We start from the raw sequence: 17,033 nt of genomic DNA on the forward strand, positions 1-17,033 counted from the left end.
ATTTACGCTGATAAAAGCGCATCACCCACGGCTAGCCCAGAGGCGATCGCCCCTTCGATACCATTCCCTAAACACCAATCTCCACAGGCGATCAGGGGAGAATCCGTGGCAAAACGATGGTAGGCTTGGCCATAGTTCGTTGCAGGGAGAGCATAGCGCCAACGCTGGATTTGCCACCATTGGGGTGTCGGTAAGGTAAGAAGATTTTTCAATTCATCCAATAGCGTGGTGGCGACGGGGGTTAGATCCGCTGTCTCTAAATAATTTTGGGCAAAATTTCCCGTCGTTTGACAGACTAGGGTGAAGTTTTCGGGCGATCGCTTTTGGCCTTCGTAGCTAATCGTGCGCCATCGGGGATGTTGGGTGAGGCGGAGCGCTTGCCAGGGAAATCTCCAATCAAACTGGTTATAACCGACCATTAGAGAGAGGGCCGGCGCATAGAAAATTTTCGCAAGGCGATCGCGCACGGTAATAAAAGAATAAGTGAGTGTGATCACCTGGGGTAGAGGCAACGCCAAAACCACCTGCCTCGCGCGGACTGTTTCCCCTTGCTCAAAGGTCAGTCGCCAATAACCTGAACGTTCTTCGAGATGGATCAGACGTTGACTCCGATGAATCGTTAAATCCTGGGCTAAATATTTGGCGATCGCCGTCATTCCCGCTGGCACCATCCACCGTTGTTCCCCCGCAAGGGTTTGCCAAATCTCTGGATCAAGGCGATTGGTCGTTGCCACCGACCAGGGTTTTAAAAGATCGGCTGCAACTAAAGTTTCCGTTAAAGCTGCTGTATGGGCTCCTAAAACCTCCCAGTAGGGTAAACCATGGTCGAGGGGCTGTGCTGCAATCCGTCTGGTTGCGAGGCGACCACCCACACCACGGGATTTATCGAAAAGTGCGACCTGTTGGCCTGCCTGTTTAATTTTTCGGCCACAATGAATCCCCGCTAAGCCTGCCCCAATAATCGCCACATCCAACATTTGATCACATTTCCTGACGTTCTCTGTCCGCGCCCCATTGTAAAAAGTTGACCAGGGAAAAGCTAGATTACAATAGGCAGCATCAAGCGTGGAGATGATGTTTGCTGTGGATGAACTACGGACAGCCCTGGAATTAGCAACGGATGAGGAACTGCACCACCTCACTCAACTGCTCTTTAGCCGTAAATTTAATCCCCTCGACTATTGGCAAACGCCCCAACCCAGCGCCATTCGTAGTCAAGACCGCGATCGCCAAATTCAGCACATCGAAACCCGCTTCCGTTTTCTAGCCGCCGATGGGGTCACGGTGCTCCGTCGCCAAACCAAAGCCCTCACCTACCGCCAGATCCTGTTCCAGGTAGGAGAATTCCTCGATATTCCCTGTGGGACTGCCCTGGATACCATTGAGCTTGAAGCAGAAATTTTCCTCGCCTTGACCAGCCGCGCTTGGGATAAACTCCCCCAAAAAGAACAACGCGCTCTGATTGATCGAGTGAGGCGATCGCTGGCCCAAACGGATTTACCGGAAGCTTTGCCCGTCCAACTCCAACATAACCCCCTGAGAATTTTCCTTAAAGGCAGTAGCACCTTGGTGATTAGTAGTGTGCTGAAATCATTTTTAATGAAGCAGGTTGCCCGACAGTTGGCGCTACATTTTGCGACGGGCCAAGCCCTAAAAACAACCACAACTCGTCTGGGTTCTTTGATGTTGACCCAAACTGCCCTGCGTTATGGCCTCACCCGTAGCGTGTTGGGGGCTGTTGTCCCGGCCTTGTGGAGTTGGTTTCTTGTCGATCTCGGTTGGCGGGCGATCGCCACTAATTACGGGCGTATTATCCCGATGATTGTCACCTTGGCCCAAATTCGCCTCACTAGAGAACCCCTGGTTGTTGCTTAAAACCCCTGGTTTAACTCTGTTACATTGGCCCGTTTTCACAGAAGTTTGAGCTAGGCTGGGGCAATAGATTTGGCAAAACTTCCCCATGCGTAAATTTTTAATTTTGCTGCTGTTCTGTATTGGTCTTGGATTTGGCCTTTGGCGATCGCCGAGCTTGGCGACCCAAGGGGAATATAACTCTTTAATCTTGGATTTTCGCGAAACCGTAGAAACCAGTGTCGTTGAGGCACAGTTAAAGGCGATCGCCCAACAATTCAACGTCATCCCCCGGCTCAATAGTGAATTTTCCGCCGCTGACCAGATCTACGTTATCGAGGGCAAGCGAGAAATGCTCCAGTGGTTGCGCCAATCTGATCCAATCAAAAAAGCAACGGAATACATCGAGCCCAACTACATTTACCGGGCCTATGGGGTACCAAACGACCCAGATTACCCAAAGCAATGGAATTTACGCAGCATTAATGTCGAAGCTGCCTGGTCAGAAACCCAAGGGGAAGGGATCACCGTGGCGGTTATCGATACTGGGGTTAGCCCTGTGCCAGATTTAGAACAAACCGCCTTTGTTGGGGGCTACGATTTCGTGGGCGATCGCCCGGAAGCTTTAGATGATGTGGGCCATGGTACCCACGTTGCCGGGACAATTGCCCAGTCGACAAACAATAACTACGGTGTTGCGGGCATTGCCTATAAAGCGAAGATTATGCCCATTAAAGTCCTTGCCGCTAATGGTGGGGGAACCGTCGCTGACATCGCCGAGGGAATCCGTTTTGCCACCGATCAAGGGGCCGATGTGATTAACCTCAGCCTTGGGGGTGCTGGTGCGAGCCAGTTGATGCAAGAAGCAATTGACTATGCCTATCGCAAAGACGTGGTGATCATTGCCGCTGCGGGGAATGCCAACAAAAATGCTGCTGCCTATCCAGCTCGATATCCCAAGGTGATCGGCGTTGCGGCCACCGATGCGGCTGGCAAAAAAGCGCCCTATTCCAATTACGGGGCGGGAATTGATCTTGCGGCTCCTGGAGGCAGTGAAGCGGGAGGCATTCTCCAGGAAATCCTTAACCCAAAAACAGGCAAACCAGAATTTATCGACTACAAAGGCACCAGTATGGCAGCGCCCCATGTGGCTGGCGTGGCGGCCATGGTGAAAGCGACTGGTGTGACTAAACCAGCCGAAGTTTTACAGGTCTTAACCCAATCGGCCCACAAGGTGACCGAAGATCCTTTAAACCACTACGGTGCCGGGTATCTCAATGCGGGACAAGCAGTAGCAGAAGCTCTTAAAGGCAAAATCACCGTCAAAGATTTCTTCCGCTGGCTCCGGGATAATGGATATCTGAATCCTCGTTTCTGGATTGATGGGGGGACAGTAGCTCTTTTACCGAAGTTAGCGATGGTTTTGGGTTCCTATCTTCTCGCTTTTCTGCTGCGGAACTACTTCCCCTTTGGGTGGGGTTGGCCCCTCAGTAGTGGCTTGGTTTTTGGCAGTTCGGGGTTCTTTTTCCTCAAGGGCATTTATATTTTTGATTTGCCCCAGGCCTCTTTTCGGCTTCTGGGCAGTTCTCTCCCAGAATTGGGCAATGCCATCAACGGAAATCCTGCTTTAAATCCGCTGTTTGCTAGTGTGTTAATTCCCTTTGGGGTGTTGCTCCTGTTTGCTGGTACGGAAGGGGGAAAACGCTTTGGGGTTGGTCTCTGTTTGGGGGTGGCGAGTTGTCTCTGGGTTAGTGCGATCGCCGCACCGACAGTTTGGGGTTTGGGATCGGGTATTTTAGCCCAGGTATTTTTAGGGATTAACGGACTCCTGTGTGTGGCCCTAGCGAAATTAATGCTGACGGAACCGTTAAAAACCAGTAATTAAGAAATCTGTCAAAATTTACCATTTTAAAACAGCCGCTTCTGGGCCTTCTTCCTGGCGTGTTTTGGCGTCCTTTTCAAACCACTGGATAATTTCTTTGTGGCTCAGGTTTTCGATGGGGCAGTCGAGATCTTGGGCAATGATCCCCAGTAACCGTTGGGAAGAAATGGTCAGACGAGCGAGAAATTTCTCTGGACTACTTAAGAGGGCGGCGTCGACATCGAGGGATTCTTCTGGGGTGAGGAAGTTGGGTTGATTCATAACTAATGGCTTGGGGTTTGCTGTGGGCAATAGCGATTAATGTTGCCTATTTTATCGTCCCGACGGGGTGGCCTTTGGTGCAAATGAGTTGCATTAGTTTTCCCCTTCACTCCACAATGGGATTTTAGTACCTCTCCTGATTGTGAATCCCTTGAAACGTTTACAGCTTAATTTTTGGACTCCGATGACTCTGGCGATCGCCGCTTTGATTGCCCTACCGATTTTTTCTGTATTGGGGAGCGTTTTCACGGATTCTGGCGAGATTTGGCGTCACCTGGTCGACACGGTGCTGGGGCGTTATGTGTTCAATTCCCTATGGTTGATGCTTGGGGTCGGCGTGGGGGTCACAGTTGTCGGGGTGGCCACGGCTTGGTTGGTGACGATGTGTCGCTTTCGGGGCCAAAGTTTTTGGGAGGTATTGTTACTCTTGCCCCTTGCCGCTCCGGCTTACCTGTTGGCTTATATTTACACGGATATTTTGGACTACTTCGGCTGGGTGCAGCGGTTTTTGCGACTGATATTCGGTTGGCAATCGGCCCAGGATTATTGGTTTCCGGAGGTTCGGTCTCTGGGGGGGGCAATCATTATGTTGATCTTGGTGCTCTACCCCTATGTTTACCTGCTGGCACGGGTGGCTTTTTTAGAGCAGTCGGTCACAACCCTAGAGGCGAGTCGCGCTTTGGGCTGCGGCCCCTGGAAAAGTTTTTGGGCGATCGCCTTACCCTTAGCTCGGCCAGCGATTACGGCGGGTCTGGCCCTGGCTCTGATGGAAACCTTGAATGATTTTGGCACCGTGCAATATTTTGGCGTCGAAACCTTCACCACGGGGATCTATCGCACTTGGTTTGGGTTGGGGGCACCCCAGGCAGCAGCGCAACTTGCGGCGGTATTGATGCTGTTTATTGCGGGGCTACTGGTTCTCGAAAAATGGTCACGGCACCAAGCCCAGTATTACCAAACCAGTAATAACTACGACAAACCCCAGGCCTATGAGTTGCGGGGGTGGCGGGCTGGGGTCGCCACGATGACCTGTGGGATTCCGGTTTTTTTTGGGTTTGTTGTGCCTGTCGGTACTCTTTTGGAAATGGCCTTTAATCGTCCCCAGGCGCGGTTTCGGACACAGTTCTGGGAGTTTGCCCAGCATAGTTTCGTCTTAGCGAGTGTGACGGCAATTTTAGCGGTGGCGATCGCCTTGATTTTGGCCTACGGTCAACGATTGAATCACAGCCTCTGGATGGCCTTGGGTGTGCGGATTGCTTCCCTGGGTTATGCCATTCCCGGCTCGGTAATTGCGGTGGGGATTCTGATTCCCATGGGGAAACTCGACAATGCGATCGCCAATTTTTTCCAAGCTCAGTTCAATATCTCCACGGGTTTACTCCTGAGTGGCACCATTACCGCCTTGGTTTTTGCCTATTTGGTGCGCTTTCTGGCAGTGTCCTTTGGGGCCGTCGAAACGAGCCTCGGCAAAATTAAGCCTACCCTAGACGACGCTTCCCGCAGCCTCGGTTATACCCCGATTCGTACCCTGGTGAGTGTGCATACTCCCCTGATGTGGAGTGGTTTGTTAACCGCTGCGATGTTGGTGTTTGTGGATGTGATGAAGGAACTCCCGGCGACCCTGGTGATTCGTCCCTTCAACTTCGATACCCTGGCCGTGAAGGTTTATCAATACGCTTCCGATGAACGGTTAGTTGAAGCTTCCGTGCCCGCCCTGGCGATTTTGGCGGTGGGCTTGATTCCGGTGATTTTTCTCAGTTGGCGCATTGCCCACGTCCGCAACGAGTGAATGGATAACAAATGTAAGAAATTCGCTACAAATCTTTAATAGCTGGGTGAGAATGGGTAAGGTGACTTCTAGAAGATTGATTTTATTCATTACAAAAATCATCGTTATCCTAGTCGGCTTCCCAGACAAATGTTCAAGGATTCCCCCAAGCTGCCGAATTCCCAGTCACATCAAAGTCCGTACAAAGCGCGCTTCAATGTCCGGTATTTATCTTGGGGGTTGGCGATCGCCGTTGTTGGTGTCGTTGCTGGTGGTATTGTTAGCTTTCGTTGGTTCAGTGAAAAACTGTTACTCGATCTACAGGACAATCTCTTGGGAGTGGCTAAACTCCAGGCGACCCAAATTGATCAATGGTTATTAGAACGCAAAGGCGATGCCCGGGTGCTTGCCTCAAGGCCCACGACCATTAATGCTCTCAAAGCCTTTGCGACGAATGAGCCGAATTCCGCCATCGTCCAACAGCAACAGGCGAATTTAACCCAATTGGCCCTCGATGTGCAAACCAGTTACGATTACCGACGCATCGTTTTTTTTAACCGCCAGGGACAAACTGTTTGGCAAACGGGGGTGCAAAATCCCTTACCCCAGGAAATTAATACAGTTTTTAGGGAGGCAGATCACCAAACCAGTCTTGGGGGAGAAGTGCGCTTGATCGACTTGAATCTCCTAAAAGTCAATAATCAAGACTTGCCCGTTTATGGTGTTTTAGCCTACATCTATGATGAGCAAAATAATTTTATTGGGGCGGCATATTTAGAAAAAGATCCCCAGAATTTTTTATATAGTCTGTTAGACCGAGCGGCCAATGCTAGTACCACCGCTGAAACTTTATTGGTGCGTCGTGAAGGCAATAATATTCGTTACCTCAATCCCCTACGGTTTGCCAGTGATCCACCATTACGGTTAAGTCGTTCCCTGGATCAAGATTCTCTCCTCGCAACCCAAGCAATTTTGCAGTCTCGGCGTTTGGTGCGGGGCACTGATTACCGGGATATTCCTGTTGTGGGGGCTTCCTTTGAAACGACCCAAGCCCCTTGGATTGTGATTTATAAGGTCAATCTCCGGGAGGCTAATGCCCCTTTTCGTCAGTTGGCGATCGCCATTAGTGGTCTATCGGGCTTACTGATCGGGGTTGTTTTTTGGGTGGGCTACCAAATGCTGCGGTTACATCGCTTTAAGTTAGAGGCGATCGCCAGGGAAGCAGAAATCGAAAAAGCACAGATCCGTGCCGCTAGTGCTTCCCGTTATTTAACGGCCATTGAAACTGCCATTGATGGTTATGCTGTTTTAGATGATCGGGGCTATTTTCTCGAAGTTAACGTGGCCCTGGGTGAAATGACAGGCTATGACTGCGATGAATTGCTGCAACGCTCAATTTTTGATCTGCTCATTACCGACGACCTCGATCCCGCACAACTGCTCACAGAATGGGGCGATCGCCGCAAACTCAAGCTTCATCAACAGTGGCGACATCACAAAGGCCAAATCCTTGAGATGCAACTAAGTTTGACCACTGACCTCAGCGCCGATCAAAGCCGATTTTTCATCTTTGTCCAAGACATCACCCAACAAAAACAAGCCAACGCCGCCCTCAGCGAAAGTGAAAAACGCCTCTACAGGGCAATTCAAGACGCGCCCTTTCCAATTCTGCTCTACGCCAGTGATGGTGAAATTTTGCAACTCAATCGCACTTGGACAGAGTTGACAGGCTACAGCATCACTGAAATACCCACAATCGAAGCCTGGGCAGCGAAGGCTTACGGTGAAGGATATCTGACGGCTCTACAGGGGATCGAGAAAGTTTATGAGATCCAAAATTCCACCCATGACGGTGAATACGCCATCCTGATCAAAGGCGGCGACCAACGTATTTGGGATTTTAGTAGTGCTCCCCTTGGAACCTTGCCCGATGGACGTAAATTGCAAATCACCATGGCGATGGATGTTACGGACCGCAAGGCCAATGAAGTCGCCCTCCAAGCCGCCAAAAAACAAGCCGAAGAAGCAAACCGGGCAAAAAGTCTGTTTCTTGCCAATATGAGCCACGAACTGCGCACACCCTTAAATGGCATTTTGGGCTATACGCAAATTTTGATGTTTGATGAATCCTTGAGTACAGAGCAAAAAAGCAGCCTCAAAATCATTGAACAATGCGGCCATCATCTCTTGAGTTTGATTGCTGATGTGCTTGACTTTTCTAAAATTGAAGCCCAACGCCTAGAACTAATTCCAACGGCGGTACAATTCCATTACTTTATTCTGGATATTATCCAAACCTGTCAGATCAAGGCCACAGAAAAACAACTCCTCCTTAATTACGATATTGATCCAGATATTCCCGATTATTTACTGGTCGATGATCAACGTCTCCGGCAAGTGTTGCTGAATCTATTGGGCAATGCGATTAAATTTACCCACCAGGGAAGCGTTGTTTTAGACGTTCAATTAAACCAGCCCCCGCAGACTCCCCCCAAATCTCCTAAGCACCATTGGCACAGAGTACACTTCGCGGTTCGGGATACAGGCTGCGGTATTGACCCCGAAAACCATCAGAAAATTTTTTTACCCTTCGAGCAGGTAGGCGATCGCCGCAGTCGTCCCCACGGTACAGGTTTAGGATTAGCGATCAGCCAAAAATTAGTGGCGATGATGGGGGGTGAACTCCAGTTAACAAGTTATCCGAACAAAGGGAGTTGTTTTTCCTTTGACCTAGAGCTATCGGAGGTGCTCGTTAGTCCTCCCCTCGTTGCTGATGATCAAGCGACCCGTGATCACCTACAAATTATTGGTTATGTGGGCCGTCGGCAGACCATTCTGATTGTGGATAGCCGTTGGGTTAATCGTTCTGTGATTAAACACTTCTTGATGCCTTTGGGTTTTAAGATTCTCGAAGCCGAAAACGGAAAAGATGGTTTGATGGTGGCAGAAGCCCATCCAGTGGATCTCATCATTTCAGAGATGGTGATGCCTCGGATGGACGGTCAAGCCATGGCCCACCAGATTCGTCAGCTCGAAAAATTTAGGACAATCCCTATCTTCGCCATGTCCGGGGATGTTTTGGATCATGGTTGGCATAATATAAATTCGGATTTTGATGCTTTTTTAGAAAAACCACTGGATTTTTCAAATTTATTGGAGATGCTTCAGACCCATCTTCATCTCACTTGGGTTTATGAAGGCGATCGCTAAATTGATTTTGATGGTTTGCGTCAGTCCCAGCAACTTACACACAATTATTGAGGTAATTTTTTATGGCTCGCACTGAATCCACCATGCTTCCCCTGGGTGCTCCGGCTCCTGATTTTGCCCTACCGGATGTCACCACCGGAAAAACCGTTAGCCTTGGAGATTTCCGGGGGAAAGCGGGTTTGCTCGTGATTTTTATGTGTCGCCACTGTCCGTTTGTGATCCATGTCCAGGATGAGCTAGCCCGGTTGGGAGTAGATTTCGTCCCCCAGGATCTAGGCATTGTCGCCATTAGTGCCAATGATGCAGAGAATTATCCGGATGATGGCCCAGAAAAGCTCAAGGAAATGGCGGCAGCACTCCAATTAAATTTTCCGATTCTCTATGATGAGTCCCAGGCGATCGCCAAAAGTTATCAAGCGGCCTGTACCCCTGATTTTTTCCTTTTCGACCAGGACTTAAAGCTGGTCTATCGGGGCCAATTGGACGACGCCCGCCCCGGTAATGACAAGCCCGTGACGGGAGCTGATCTTCGCCAGGCGATCGCCGCTGTTTTGGCAAAAGAAACCCCTGATCCGAACCAAAAGCCTAGCCTTGGTTGCAATATCAAATGGAAACCAGGCAATGCCCCCAGTTATTTTGGCTAAACCACAGGGGACGACTTGACCGTCAGCCATAGCAAAATGACGAGGGCCAGGACAAGCAGTTTTACTAAAATGTACAGGGTGCCATCTGGAAATAAATAGGTGCTTAACATAAAGCCTCCTTGGGACTTCACTTAGGGATCTCTCGCTCAGATAGGGAGTCTGTGGATTCTGTGGTGTCCCTCTATCTTTATTGTCCTGCGCCCTTAGTCCTCTGTAGGCCCATGCTGATATTTAGTTGGGAATATTCACAAAGCTTAAGGTGAATTGCTCAGTTTTGTGAGCGTTTGTTAGCGACGCCGGGAACGCTTCGTTTTCGTTTTTGTTTTGCTGGTCTGGTTCGTTTTCGGTGGGCTGGGTTCTTCAAAGACCGGCACCGTAAAGGAAAATTGACTCCCCTGATTTTTGCCTTCGGATTCTGCCCAGATCGCTCCCCCCCAGGCGGTGACAATCTGGCGACAAATCGCTAATCCTAAGCCAGTGCCGCCAGCGCTCCGTCGCAATGCCCCTTCTTCTTGGTAAAAGCGATCAAAGACGGTTTCGAGGCGTTTAGGTTCAATGCCCCGGCCATTATCGATAATGCTCACGGTGAGTTTATGGGGATCTTCGGCGGTGATGGCGATCGCCACTTGACCCTGCTTGGCATCGCTAAATTTACAGGCATTGTCCAGCAACTTGGCGATGACCTCCACGAGCCATTCTCCGTCAGCTTGGACGAGGGGCAAATCGGGTGAAACCTGATTGATCAGTTGGGGCAGGGGTTGACCGCCACTTTGATAACGTTTGGCCCGCACGTGGCTCATGGCCAGCTCCACACATTCATAGAGCATCAGGGGTTCAATATTCCACTCCACCCGACCACTTTCGAGCTGGGACAGGGTCAGAAAATCCTGGACGAGGGTGCGCAGACGTTCTGCATCCTGGAGGGCGGTATCTAGCATCACCTGGCGCAGTTCCTCCGGCATATCCGGCTCATTGGCAAGGCTTTCTAGGCAGACTTGAATCGTCGATAAAGGTGTCCGGAGTTCATGGCCTGTGATCGCCACAAGGTTAGAACGGGTACGGTCAAGGGCCGCCAATTGTTCGTTGAGTTCTTCGAGGTTGTTGTAGGCTTCGGCCTGAATTAGGGCCACACCTACTTGGATGGCGATCGCCCCGACAAGGGCAATATCTTCCTGTCGCCAGTGGATTGCCTCTGGGTGGCAGTGATGTAACTCGATCATGCCGATCAGTCGCCCTTGGTAGAGTACCGGCACCAGTAGCCAGGAGACAATGGAACAGGTTTGGGTGAGGGTTTCTAGCTGGTCTTTGATAAAGTCTGGATCTTGCTCGGTATTATCAATGCCGAGGGCTTCCCCCAGGGAGACAACTTTTTGAAAGAGGGGATTATCCTTCAGGGGCCAATTGCGACCTTTTACAGAAATTTGATCCCCATGGAGAAATTCATGCTGGATCTGGGCTTGTTCGTCCGACTCTTTGCAACGGTAAATAATGCAGCGACAGACTCCGAGACCTTCTCCCAATTTTTCGACGGCCAATTGCAAGATGTCTTCGGTGTCGAGCGATCGCCGAATGGCCGCTGTGACCGTATTAATTAAACGCTCCTTTTGTTCTTTATTCGCTAGGGAGCGGTTGGCTTTGAGGATTTTGTATTGACCCGCCTGGAGATAGTTCACCAAGCGCTGTACAAAGGGATCGGCGGTGGAATTAGGCTGATGTTCTGTTAGATCTTGGTGACCATTTTGGAGGTAGGTTTCCTTGGCCGCTTGAACTTTTTCCTGGAGCTCCGGGCGATATTGGGCAATGCGATCGAGGAGGATTTCCGCTGCTTTTTCGGTAATGTTGCGGTCTTCGGTCCAAATACCTTCAAAACGACGGGCATTATCGGCGAAGTGATCTCCCTTTTCAGAATTGTTGTGTTTTTCTCGGCAGAGGAGACAACTGGCAAAATTCTCCCCAATCACCACTAGGTGCCACTCTTCGCTTAGGGCATCATCTGGCGTAAAGGCAATGCGCTCGTAGGTGTCAGAAGCGTTTTCAAATTCTGTTTCTGGGGCCGCGAGGACGTAAACCTGTTGGGATTTATCGGCAATGCGACGATAACGGGTTGCTTCCTGGCGGTAGTATCTTTCTTGCTGGAAGCTGGCGATCACCAAGGGGGAATCTTGACCTGCAAGGACTTGATCTTCCATCGCGTGGGAGAGTGCCGTTAGGGAAGATTTGAAATAGAGTTGCGATCGCCCATGGGGAACGGCTTCAAATAATTGTTTGACAACCGAGGTTTGAATACTCATTAAGAAATGCTTTTTCCCGAAAGGAATAGTCGCCTTCTACGAACGATGGACCAGAGGAATTCCCTAGATTATCCTTGATCACCCAATATTGATCAATTTTTCTAGGGGATTTGGCAACTGAATGAATGGTGACGAGGCGATCGCCATTACGCAGAGCCCAAGGCACGAATCAGGTCAGGGATCGGCTGAGGCTCACGGTCACTATCCGTAATCGCTTCAATAATTTGTCGGTTTGCCTGGGGATGATCAAGGGCAGCCACGCATAATTCTGCCACCTGCTGCCGGGGAATTCGTCCTTCAAACAGGGTATCGGCTTGGGCGAGTACCAGGGGCGCTGCGGCTTCGGCATTCAAGCCACCGGGACGGACAATCGTGTAATTGAGGGAACTGTTGATGAGGTAAGCCTCGGTTTGTTTTTTCCAGAACAGCACCAGACCAAATAGATTCAACGGATGGAAAAATTTAGATACACAAAGGGACGTGACGAGGACAAATTGCTTAACTCCCTGGGCCACGGCAGCATCGATCAGCGATTTGGTGCCGACATAATCCACTTGAAAAAATGCGGCAGGGTTCAAACTGGGTCGAGCCGCAGCGGCACAAATGATGTGGTCACAGTCGGCGATCGCCCCTGGGAGGGATTTTTTATCGAGGAGATCGCCAACGACCAATTCCGCGTCTGAGGGCAAAATTTCTTTGCCTTTGTTGAGATCCCGTACCATGGCCCGCACCGGGATATTTTGGGCGATTAGGGTTTCGACAACGCGCCGTCCCGTTTCCCCCGTCGCCCCGACCACTAAAACTTTCATCCTCGTTAACCTCCTAAAATCGCTGGCGGAAATTTGCCTTCGATTTACAATTATTACCCTGAATTCCTCGGTCTTGGGGTGCAACTTTACAGAAAAGCGGGCATGATTTTAGGTACAACAAGTTTATTTCTTGTCTTTTGCTGCTATGAACCCTGCGGAATCGTCTCGTCTATTCACGGCCTTTGGTGACGGTAACCCCGAAACGCCACCGATGCATTTTGAGACCCACTATCGAGGGATCATGCAAATGTACGCGCCCCTAGAGGAAGTCGCGGCGTACCTAGATCGCCATGGCGGTTGGTTCCACCGTTGTGCAAAACCGATGCAGGTAGAACCCCTCACCGAGAATGGCTATATTCTGACGGTGGGCAAGTTTGGCAATTTTGGCTATGAAGTAGAACCAAAACTGGCGGTGGTTTTTGATCCCCCCGTTGAAAATGCCTACAGAATGTACAATGTGCCCCTCCCTGAGGCCCAATCCCAGGGCTATGCCATTGATTATGATGCGTTGATGTGCCTCGACCATCTCCCCTGGGAACAGGTACTTGCCAACGATGCCCAGGCACGCAAACTACTCGGCGATCGCCCGATGCCGCCGGTGATTACCCAGGTGAATTGGGAGCTGCATTTACAGGTGCTGGTTCAGTTTCCCCGGTTTATCTACAAGTTGCCCCAGGGTCTATTGAAAACCACAGGCGATCGCCTCCTCGCGACCATTGTTTCCCAGGTTTCGCCGCGCCTCACCACAAAAGTCCAGCAAGACTTCCACGACTGTTTCAATCTCCCCTTACCCCTCAAGAGTGGCCGGGGTTGTACCGTCATTCGTCCCCCCGAAGACAATCCAGAAACCCACAAAAAAGAGGACAGTGCCCCTGTCCCCCCCGAAAATTTTGCCTGGACGCTACCTACAGACGGCCAATAATTTTCGTCACAATATCCATACCACTCACGGCCTGCCAACCAAACAGAGCCACCAACAACGTATTCAAGCCAATGTGGGTTACCCGCGCCAAGTCGTTGCCCCGTTGCATAAAAGGCACCAAAGAAGCCGAGGTTGCAATTAAACCGGTCATTCCTAAACCGACAAGGAGGTGGGGGCCAACGAATAATTTCCCGTTGTTGATGTAGGTGACGGCCATCCCGCCAATGGTGCCCAAAACCATAAATGCCAGCAGGGCCGAACCCACCTGGTGGTGCTTGAAGTTAAATTGTTTTTTTACCAATTCTTTGCGGACTTCTTTATCGGCACTCCGGATGCGACGGATCTGAATGCCGAGGTACATCGCATAAATACAAAGCCCAAACAAGACCCACATCATAATGGGGTGACCAAACTGGGACCAGACTTTGACGGACTCTGGAATTTCAAAACTCATGGGTGCTTTCTCCTTCGTTCAGGATGCTGAAATCTTTATAAAACTTAACCGATTCCCCTGGCAAATGGAAATTATCAACTAGAATCTGGGACGGCTTGGGACAGGATCGATCCGGGATACTTCTACAATAGAAATTAACCTTTATTGTATGTTTCGCGATGACAGCCCCCGTGGACCGCGCCCAGTTATTTCAGGCAATTCGCGCCCAAAATGTGGATCGAGTGGCCGCCTTGCTCACCCAGGGGGTATCAGTCAATATTTTGGATTGCGATCGCACAAGTCCTTTGATGTATGCCTGCCAAGTTGGGGCTTTGGATCTCGTTAAACTCTGCCTCACCCACGGCGCAGATTTAGAATTACGAGGAAAATATGGCCTCACGGCGCTGATGGTGGCGGCGGCGGCAGGACAAACGGCAGTCCTACATTTTTTGATTGGGGCAGGCGCGAATCCTAACGCAACTAATGAAGACGGCAGTACCGCGCTGATGGTGGCGGCCTATCGGGGGGCGATCGCCACCGTAGAAATTTTGTTGAAGGCCGGGGCAAAGATTAACCACGAAGATTTTGATGGGGATACGGCGCTCAATTTAGCGATTCAAGGGCAACACCCGGTGGTGGTGCAGATACTCCTGGCCCAGCGGGCTAACCCTTACCAAGGCCTAGGGGCAATGACGGTGGCCGTGTCGGAGCGGGCGATCGCCAGTTTAGAAGTTCTACTCAAGGCCGGGTTAAATGTGAATCTCCCCAGTAGTGACGGGAAGACCCCCCTCATGCACGCAGTTATTGCGGGTTACGATGAGGTCGTTGATATGCTGTTGGCTGCTGGGGCGGCGGTCAATGCCACGGATCTCGATGGGGATACGGCCCTTATTTTTGCCGTCGAACAGGGGAATTTGCCCCTCACACAACGTCTGGTTCAGGCCGGGGCAACCCTGACTCAGCCGGATATTTTGCCTCTTGCGGGGGCTGCTGGCAATCTCGCCTTGGTGCAATATTTGCTTAAGCATCAATTAAATCCCAATAGCACCGATGCAGCAGGCGACACAACTCTCCATTTAGCAACCCTCGAAGGCCACTACGATATTGTCGAATATTTACTCCGCCAAAATGCTGCGGTGAACCTAGCCAACCACCAAGGTGATACCCCCCTCCTGGTTGCTGCCTACCAGGGGCAAAGGGCGATCGCCCAACTTCTTCTCGACCAAGGTGCAGACCTCCACTACCAAAACGAAGGAGAAAATGCGCTCCTGATCGCCTTCAACCAAGGCAAGCTGGAACTCCTCGAACTTTTCCTCGCGAGGGGAGCTAATCCTGATGAACGTCTCCCCAACGGCAAAACCCTCCTGATGGAAGCGGGCGATCGCGGTTATCAAGCAGTCATTGAAGTGCTGTTAAAGGCGGGAGCCGATGCCAATATCAAAGATAAACACCAAGCCACAGCCTTAATGTGGGCAGCCCACCGGGATCACCATGCCGTTGTTCAGTTGCTCCTCGAACGGTGTCCAGATTTAGATCTCAATGCCCAAAACAAACGGGGCGACACAGCCCTTAAAATTGCCCAGTTTAACCAATGTAAGACCGTTGTGAAGCTCTTAAAGGCTGCTGGGGCGAGATGATGGCGATTGGGGACAGTCCTCCGCTAGGCCAGAGCTATTTAAAAATTCTTCAATTTCCAAGGATTCGACCACATGGGGATTTTTCACCGGTGCCGTGGGGGGATGCGCATGGCGTACATCCGTAATCCACCAGTCCAGGGCTGCTTTTTGCAGATCAATGGTTGCCCCCGTTTTATCAACACAGTAGCGCCCAAAGACCAATTTATCTTTGAGGCGTACCCCTGAGCCCAAGCGGGAATATTCAAAAATTACACTACTTTCAACGGTCGCGCCTGCACAAATCCAACAGCTGGGGCCAATCATGGTCGGGCCAATAATTTTTGCCCCATCTTCAATGCGGGTCATGCCGCCAATGTAGACAGGGCCTTGGATCTCGACTTTATCCCAGTTGACGGCCACATTCAGGCCTGTATAAACTCCTGGTTTGACTTCGATGCCGGGAATGGGCACATTTTTGATCTTGCCCTGGAGCACGCTCTGAATCGCCTGCCAATAGTCAGGGACTTTGCCAATATCTACCCACTCAAAGTCCATATCTAGGGCGTAAAAAGGTGCATTGGCCGCCACAAGCTTTGGAAACAGTTGACCACCAATGTCGAATTCGCAGTTGGGGGGAATAAAATCGATTACTTCCGGCTCAAAAATATAGATCCCGGTATTAATTTTCGTGCTGAGAGCTTCGGTAACGCTGGGCTTTTCTTGGAAACTGAGAATCCGGTCTTCATCATCTGTGACCACAACGCCATAGCTAGAGACCGCTTCTTTGGGGACAGATTTGGTGATTACGGTGGCGATCGCCCCCTTTTCGCGATGCCATCGCACCGCTGCGGTGAGGTCTAGATCAATCAGAGCATCACCACAAAGCACCACAAAAGTATCGTCAAAAAATGGATGAAAATCTTGGATCTTCCGCAACCCCCCGGCGGAACCGAGGGCAGCCCCCTGTAATTCTCCGTCTTGGATACTACCTTCAAAGGAATAGGCCAGATGTACCCCGTAGCGTTGACCATCCTTAAAGTAGCCTTCAATTTCGTGGGCGAGATGGCTCACATTCACCATAATCTGATCAAAGCCATGTTGGGCGAGCAGATCCAGCAAAAATTCCATCACGGGTTTTTGCAAAATTGGGATGAGAGGCTTGGGGATGGTGTAGGTAATCGGACGAACCCTGGTTCCTTTACCCGCTGCCAGAATCATGGCTTTCATGAATGGTATTGTCCTCGAACAATGACTGTTTTCAGGCTAAATGGCGCAAAGCCTCGGAAGATTGGTCTTTATTTTACCGAAAGGTGTTCCTTTCCCTAAATGCCCGCATTTCCCAAAAG

At 50.6% G+C, this 17,033-nt stretch carries 13 protein-coding genes; 7 read left to right on the forward strand and 6 right to left on the reverse strand.

The genetic code is table 11. The annotated features are described in order from the left end of the window. Nucleotides 1-2: 2 nt before the first annotated feature. Nucleotides 3-977 carry an NAD(P)/FAD-dependent oxidoreductase gene (locus AWQ24_RS06965; RefSeq protein WP_065716369.1) on the reverse strand — a complete coding sequence of 325 codons (975 nt, stop codon included), beginning with the start codon at nucleotides 975-977 and terminating at the stop codon, nucleotides 3-5. Nucleotides 978-1,083: 106 nt separating this feature from the next. Here AWQ24_RS06965 and AWQ24_RS06970 point away from each other — a divergent pair, with 106 nt between their 5' ends. After that, on the forward strand, nucleotides 1,084-1,875 hold the full coding sequence (locus tag AWQ24_RS06970) for a YaaW family protein (protein ID WP_065717327.1): 792 nt from the start codon (nucleotides 1,084-1,086) through the stop codon (nucleotides 1,873-1,875). An 85-nt stretch (nucleotides 1,876-1,960) separates the two neighbouring features. Continuing rightward, nucleotides 1,961-3,736, forward strand: a complete 1,776-nt coding sequence (locus tag AWQ24_RS06975; RefSeq protein ID WP_065716370.1) for a S8 family peptidase — start codon at nucleotides 1,961-1,963, stop codon at nucleotides 3,734-3,736. Nucleotides 3,737-3,751: 15 nt separating this feature from the next. Here AWQ24_RS06975 and AWQ24_RS06980 read toward each other — a convergent pair whose 3' ends face one another. Further along, nucleotides 3,752-3,994, reverse strand: coding sequence for a hypothetical protein (locus AWQ24_RS06980; RefSeq protein ID WP_041443478.1), 243 nt, complete (start codon nucleotides 3,992-3,994; stop codon nucleotides 3,752-3,754). A 184-nt stretch (nucleotides 3,995-4,178) separates the two neighbouring features. On the opposite strand from AWQ24_RS06980, the gene AWQ24_RS06985 reads away from it, so the two are divergent. The 3 genes from AWQ24_RS06985 (at nucleotide 4,179) to AWQ24_RS06995 (ending at nucleotide 9,616) form a co-directional block, all read left to right on the forward strand. Further along, nucleotides 4,179-5,783, forward strand: coding sequence for an iron ABC transporter permease (locus tag AWQ24_RS06985; protein WP_198161536.1), 1,605 nt, complete (start codon nucleotides 4,179-4,181; stop codon nucleotides 5,781-5,783). A gap of 129 nt (nucleotides 5,784-5,912) precedes the next feature. After that, nucleotides 5,913-8,972 carry a PAS domain S-box protein gene (locus AWQ24_RS06990; protein ID WP_065716372.1) on the forward strand — a complete coding sequence of 1,020 codons (3,060 nt, stop codon included), beginning with the start codon at nucleotides 5,913-5,915 and terminating at the stop codon, nucleotides 8,970-8,972. Nucleotides 8,973-9,034: 62 nt separating this feature from the next. After that, nucleotides 9,035-9,616, forward strand: coding sequence for a thioredoxin family protein (locus AWQ24_RS06995; RefSeq protein ID WP_012307002.1), 582 nt, complete (start codon nucleotides 9,035-9,037; stop codon nucleotides 9,614-9,616). A 287-nt stretch (nucleotides 9,617-9,903) separates the two neighbouring features. Here the strand turns inward: AWQ24_RS06995 and AWQ24_RS07000 are convergent, their stop codons facing one another. Beyond that, nucleotides 9,904-11,907 (reverse strand): DICT sensory domain-containing protein, encoded by a 2,004-nt coding sequence (locus AWQ24_RS07000; protein ID WP_065716373.1) that lies wholly within the window; start codon nucleotides 11,905-11,907, stop codon nucleotides 9,904-9,906. 146 nt (nucleotides 11,908-12,053) lie between these two features. Then, entirely contained in the window at nucleotides 12,054-12,716 is a 663-nt protein-coding gene (locus AWQ24_RS07005; protein WP_065710620.1) for an SDR family oxidoreductase, read from the reverse strand. A gap of 145 nt (nucleotides 12,717-12,861) precedes the next feature. Between AWQ24_RS07005 and AWQ24_RS07010 the strand changes: the two genes are divergently transcribed. Then, entirely contained in the window at nucleotides 12,862-13,638 is a 777-nt protein-coding gene (locus AWQ24_RS07010) for a DUF1997 domain-containing protein (protein WP_143589351.1), read from the forward strand. On the opposite strand, the gene AWQ24_RS07015 is transcribed toward AWQ24_RS07010, so the two are convergent. Beyond that, on the reverse strand, nucleotides 13,622-14,092 hold the full coding sequence (locus AWQ24_RS07015; protein WP_065716374.1) for a DUF4079 domain-containing protein: 471 nt from the start codon (nucleotides 14,090-14,092) through the stop codon (nucleotides 13,622-13,624). The two genes, AWQ24_RS07010 and AWQ24_RS07015, sit on opposite strands and share 17 nt — an antisense overlap. Nucleotides 14,093-14,250: 158 nt before the next feature. Here AWQ24_RS07015 and AWQ24_RS07020 point away from each other — a divergent pair, with 158 nt between their 5' ends. Continuing rightward, entirely contained in the window at nucleotides 14,251-15,708 is a 1,458-nt protein-coding gene (locus AWQ24_RS07020) for an ankyrin repeat domain-containing protein (protein WP_065716375.1), read from the forward strand. On the opposite strand, the gene AWQ24_RS07025 is transcribed toward AWQ24_RS07020, so the two are convergent. After that, nucleotides 15,685-16,914 (reverse strand): sugar phosphate nucleotidyltransferase, encoded by a 1,230-nt coding sequence (locus AWQ24_RS07025; protein ID WP_012307008.1) that lies wholly within the window; start codon nucleotides 16,912-16,914, stop codon nucleotides 15,685-15,687. The two genes, AWQ24_RS07020 and AWQ24_RS07025, sit on opposite strands and share 24 nt — an antisense overlap. Nucleotides 16,915-17,033 lie beyond the last annotated feature (119 nt).

The sequence above is a fragment of the Picosynechococcus sp. PCC 8807 genome, from assembly GCF_001693295.1.
GTDB lineage: Bacteria > Cyanobacteriota > Cyanobacteriia > Cyanobacteriales > MRBY01 > MRBY01.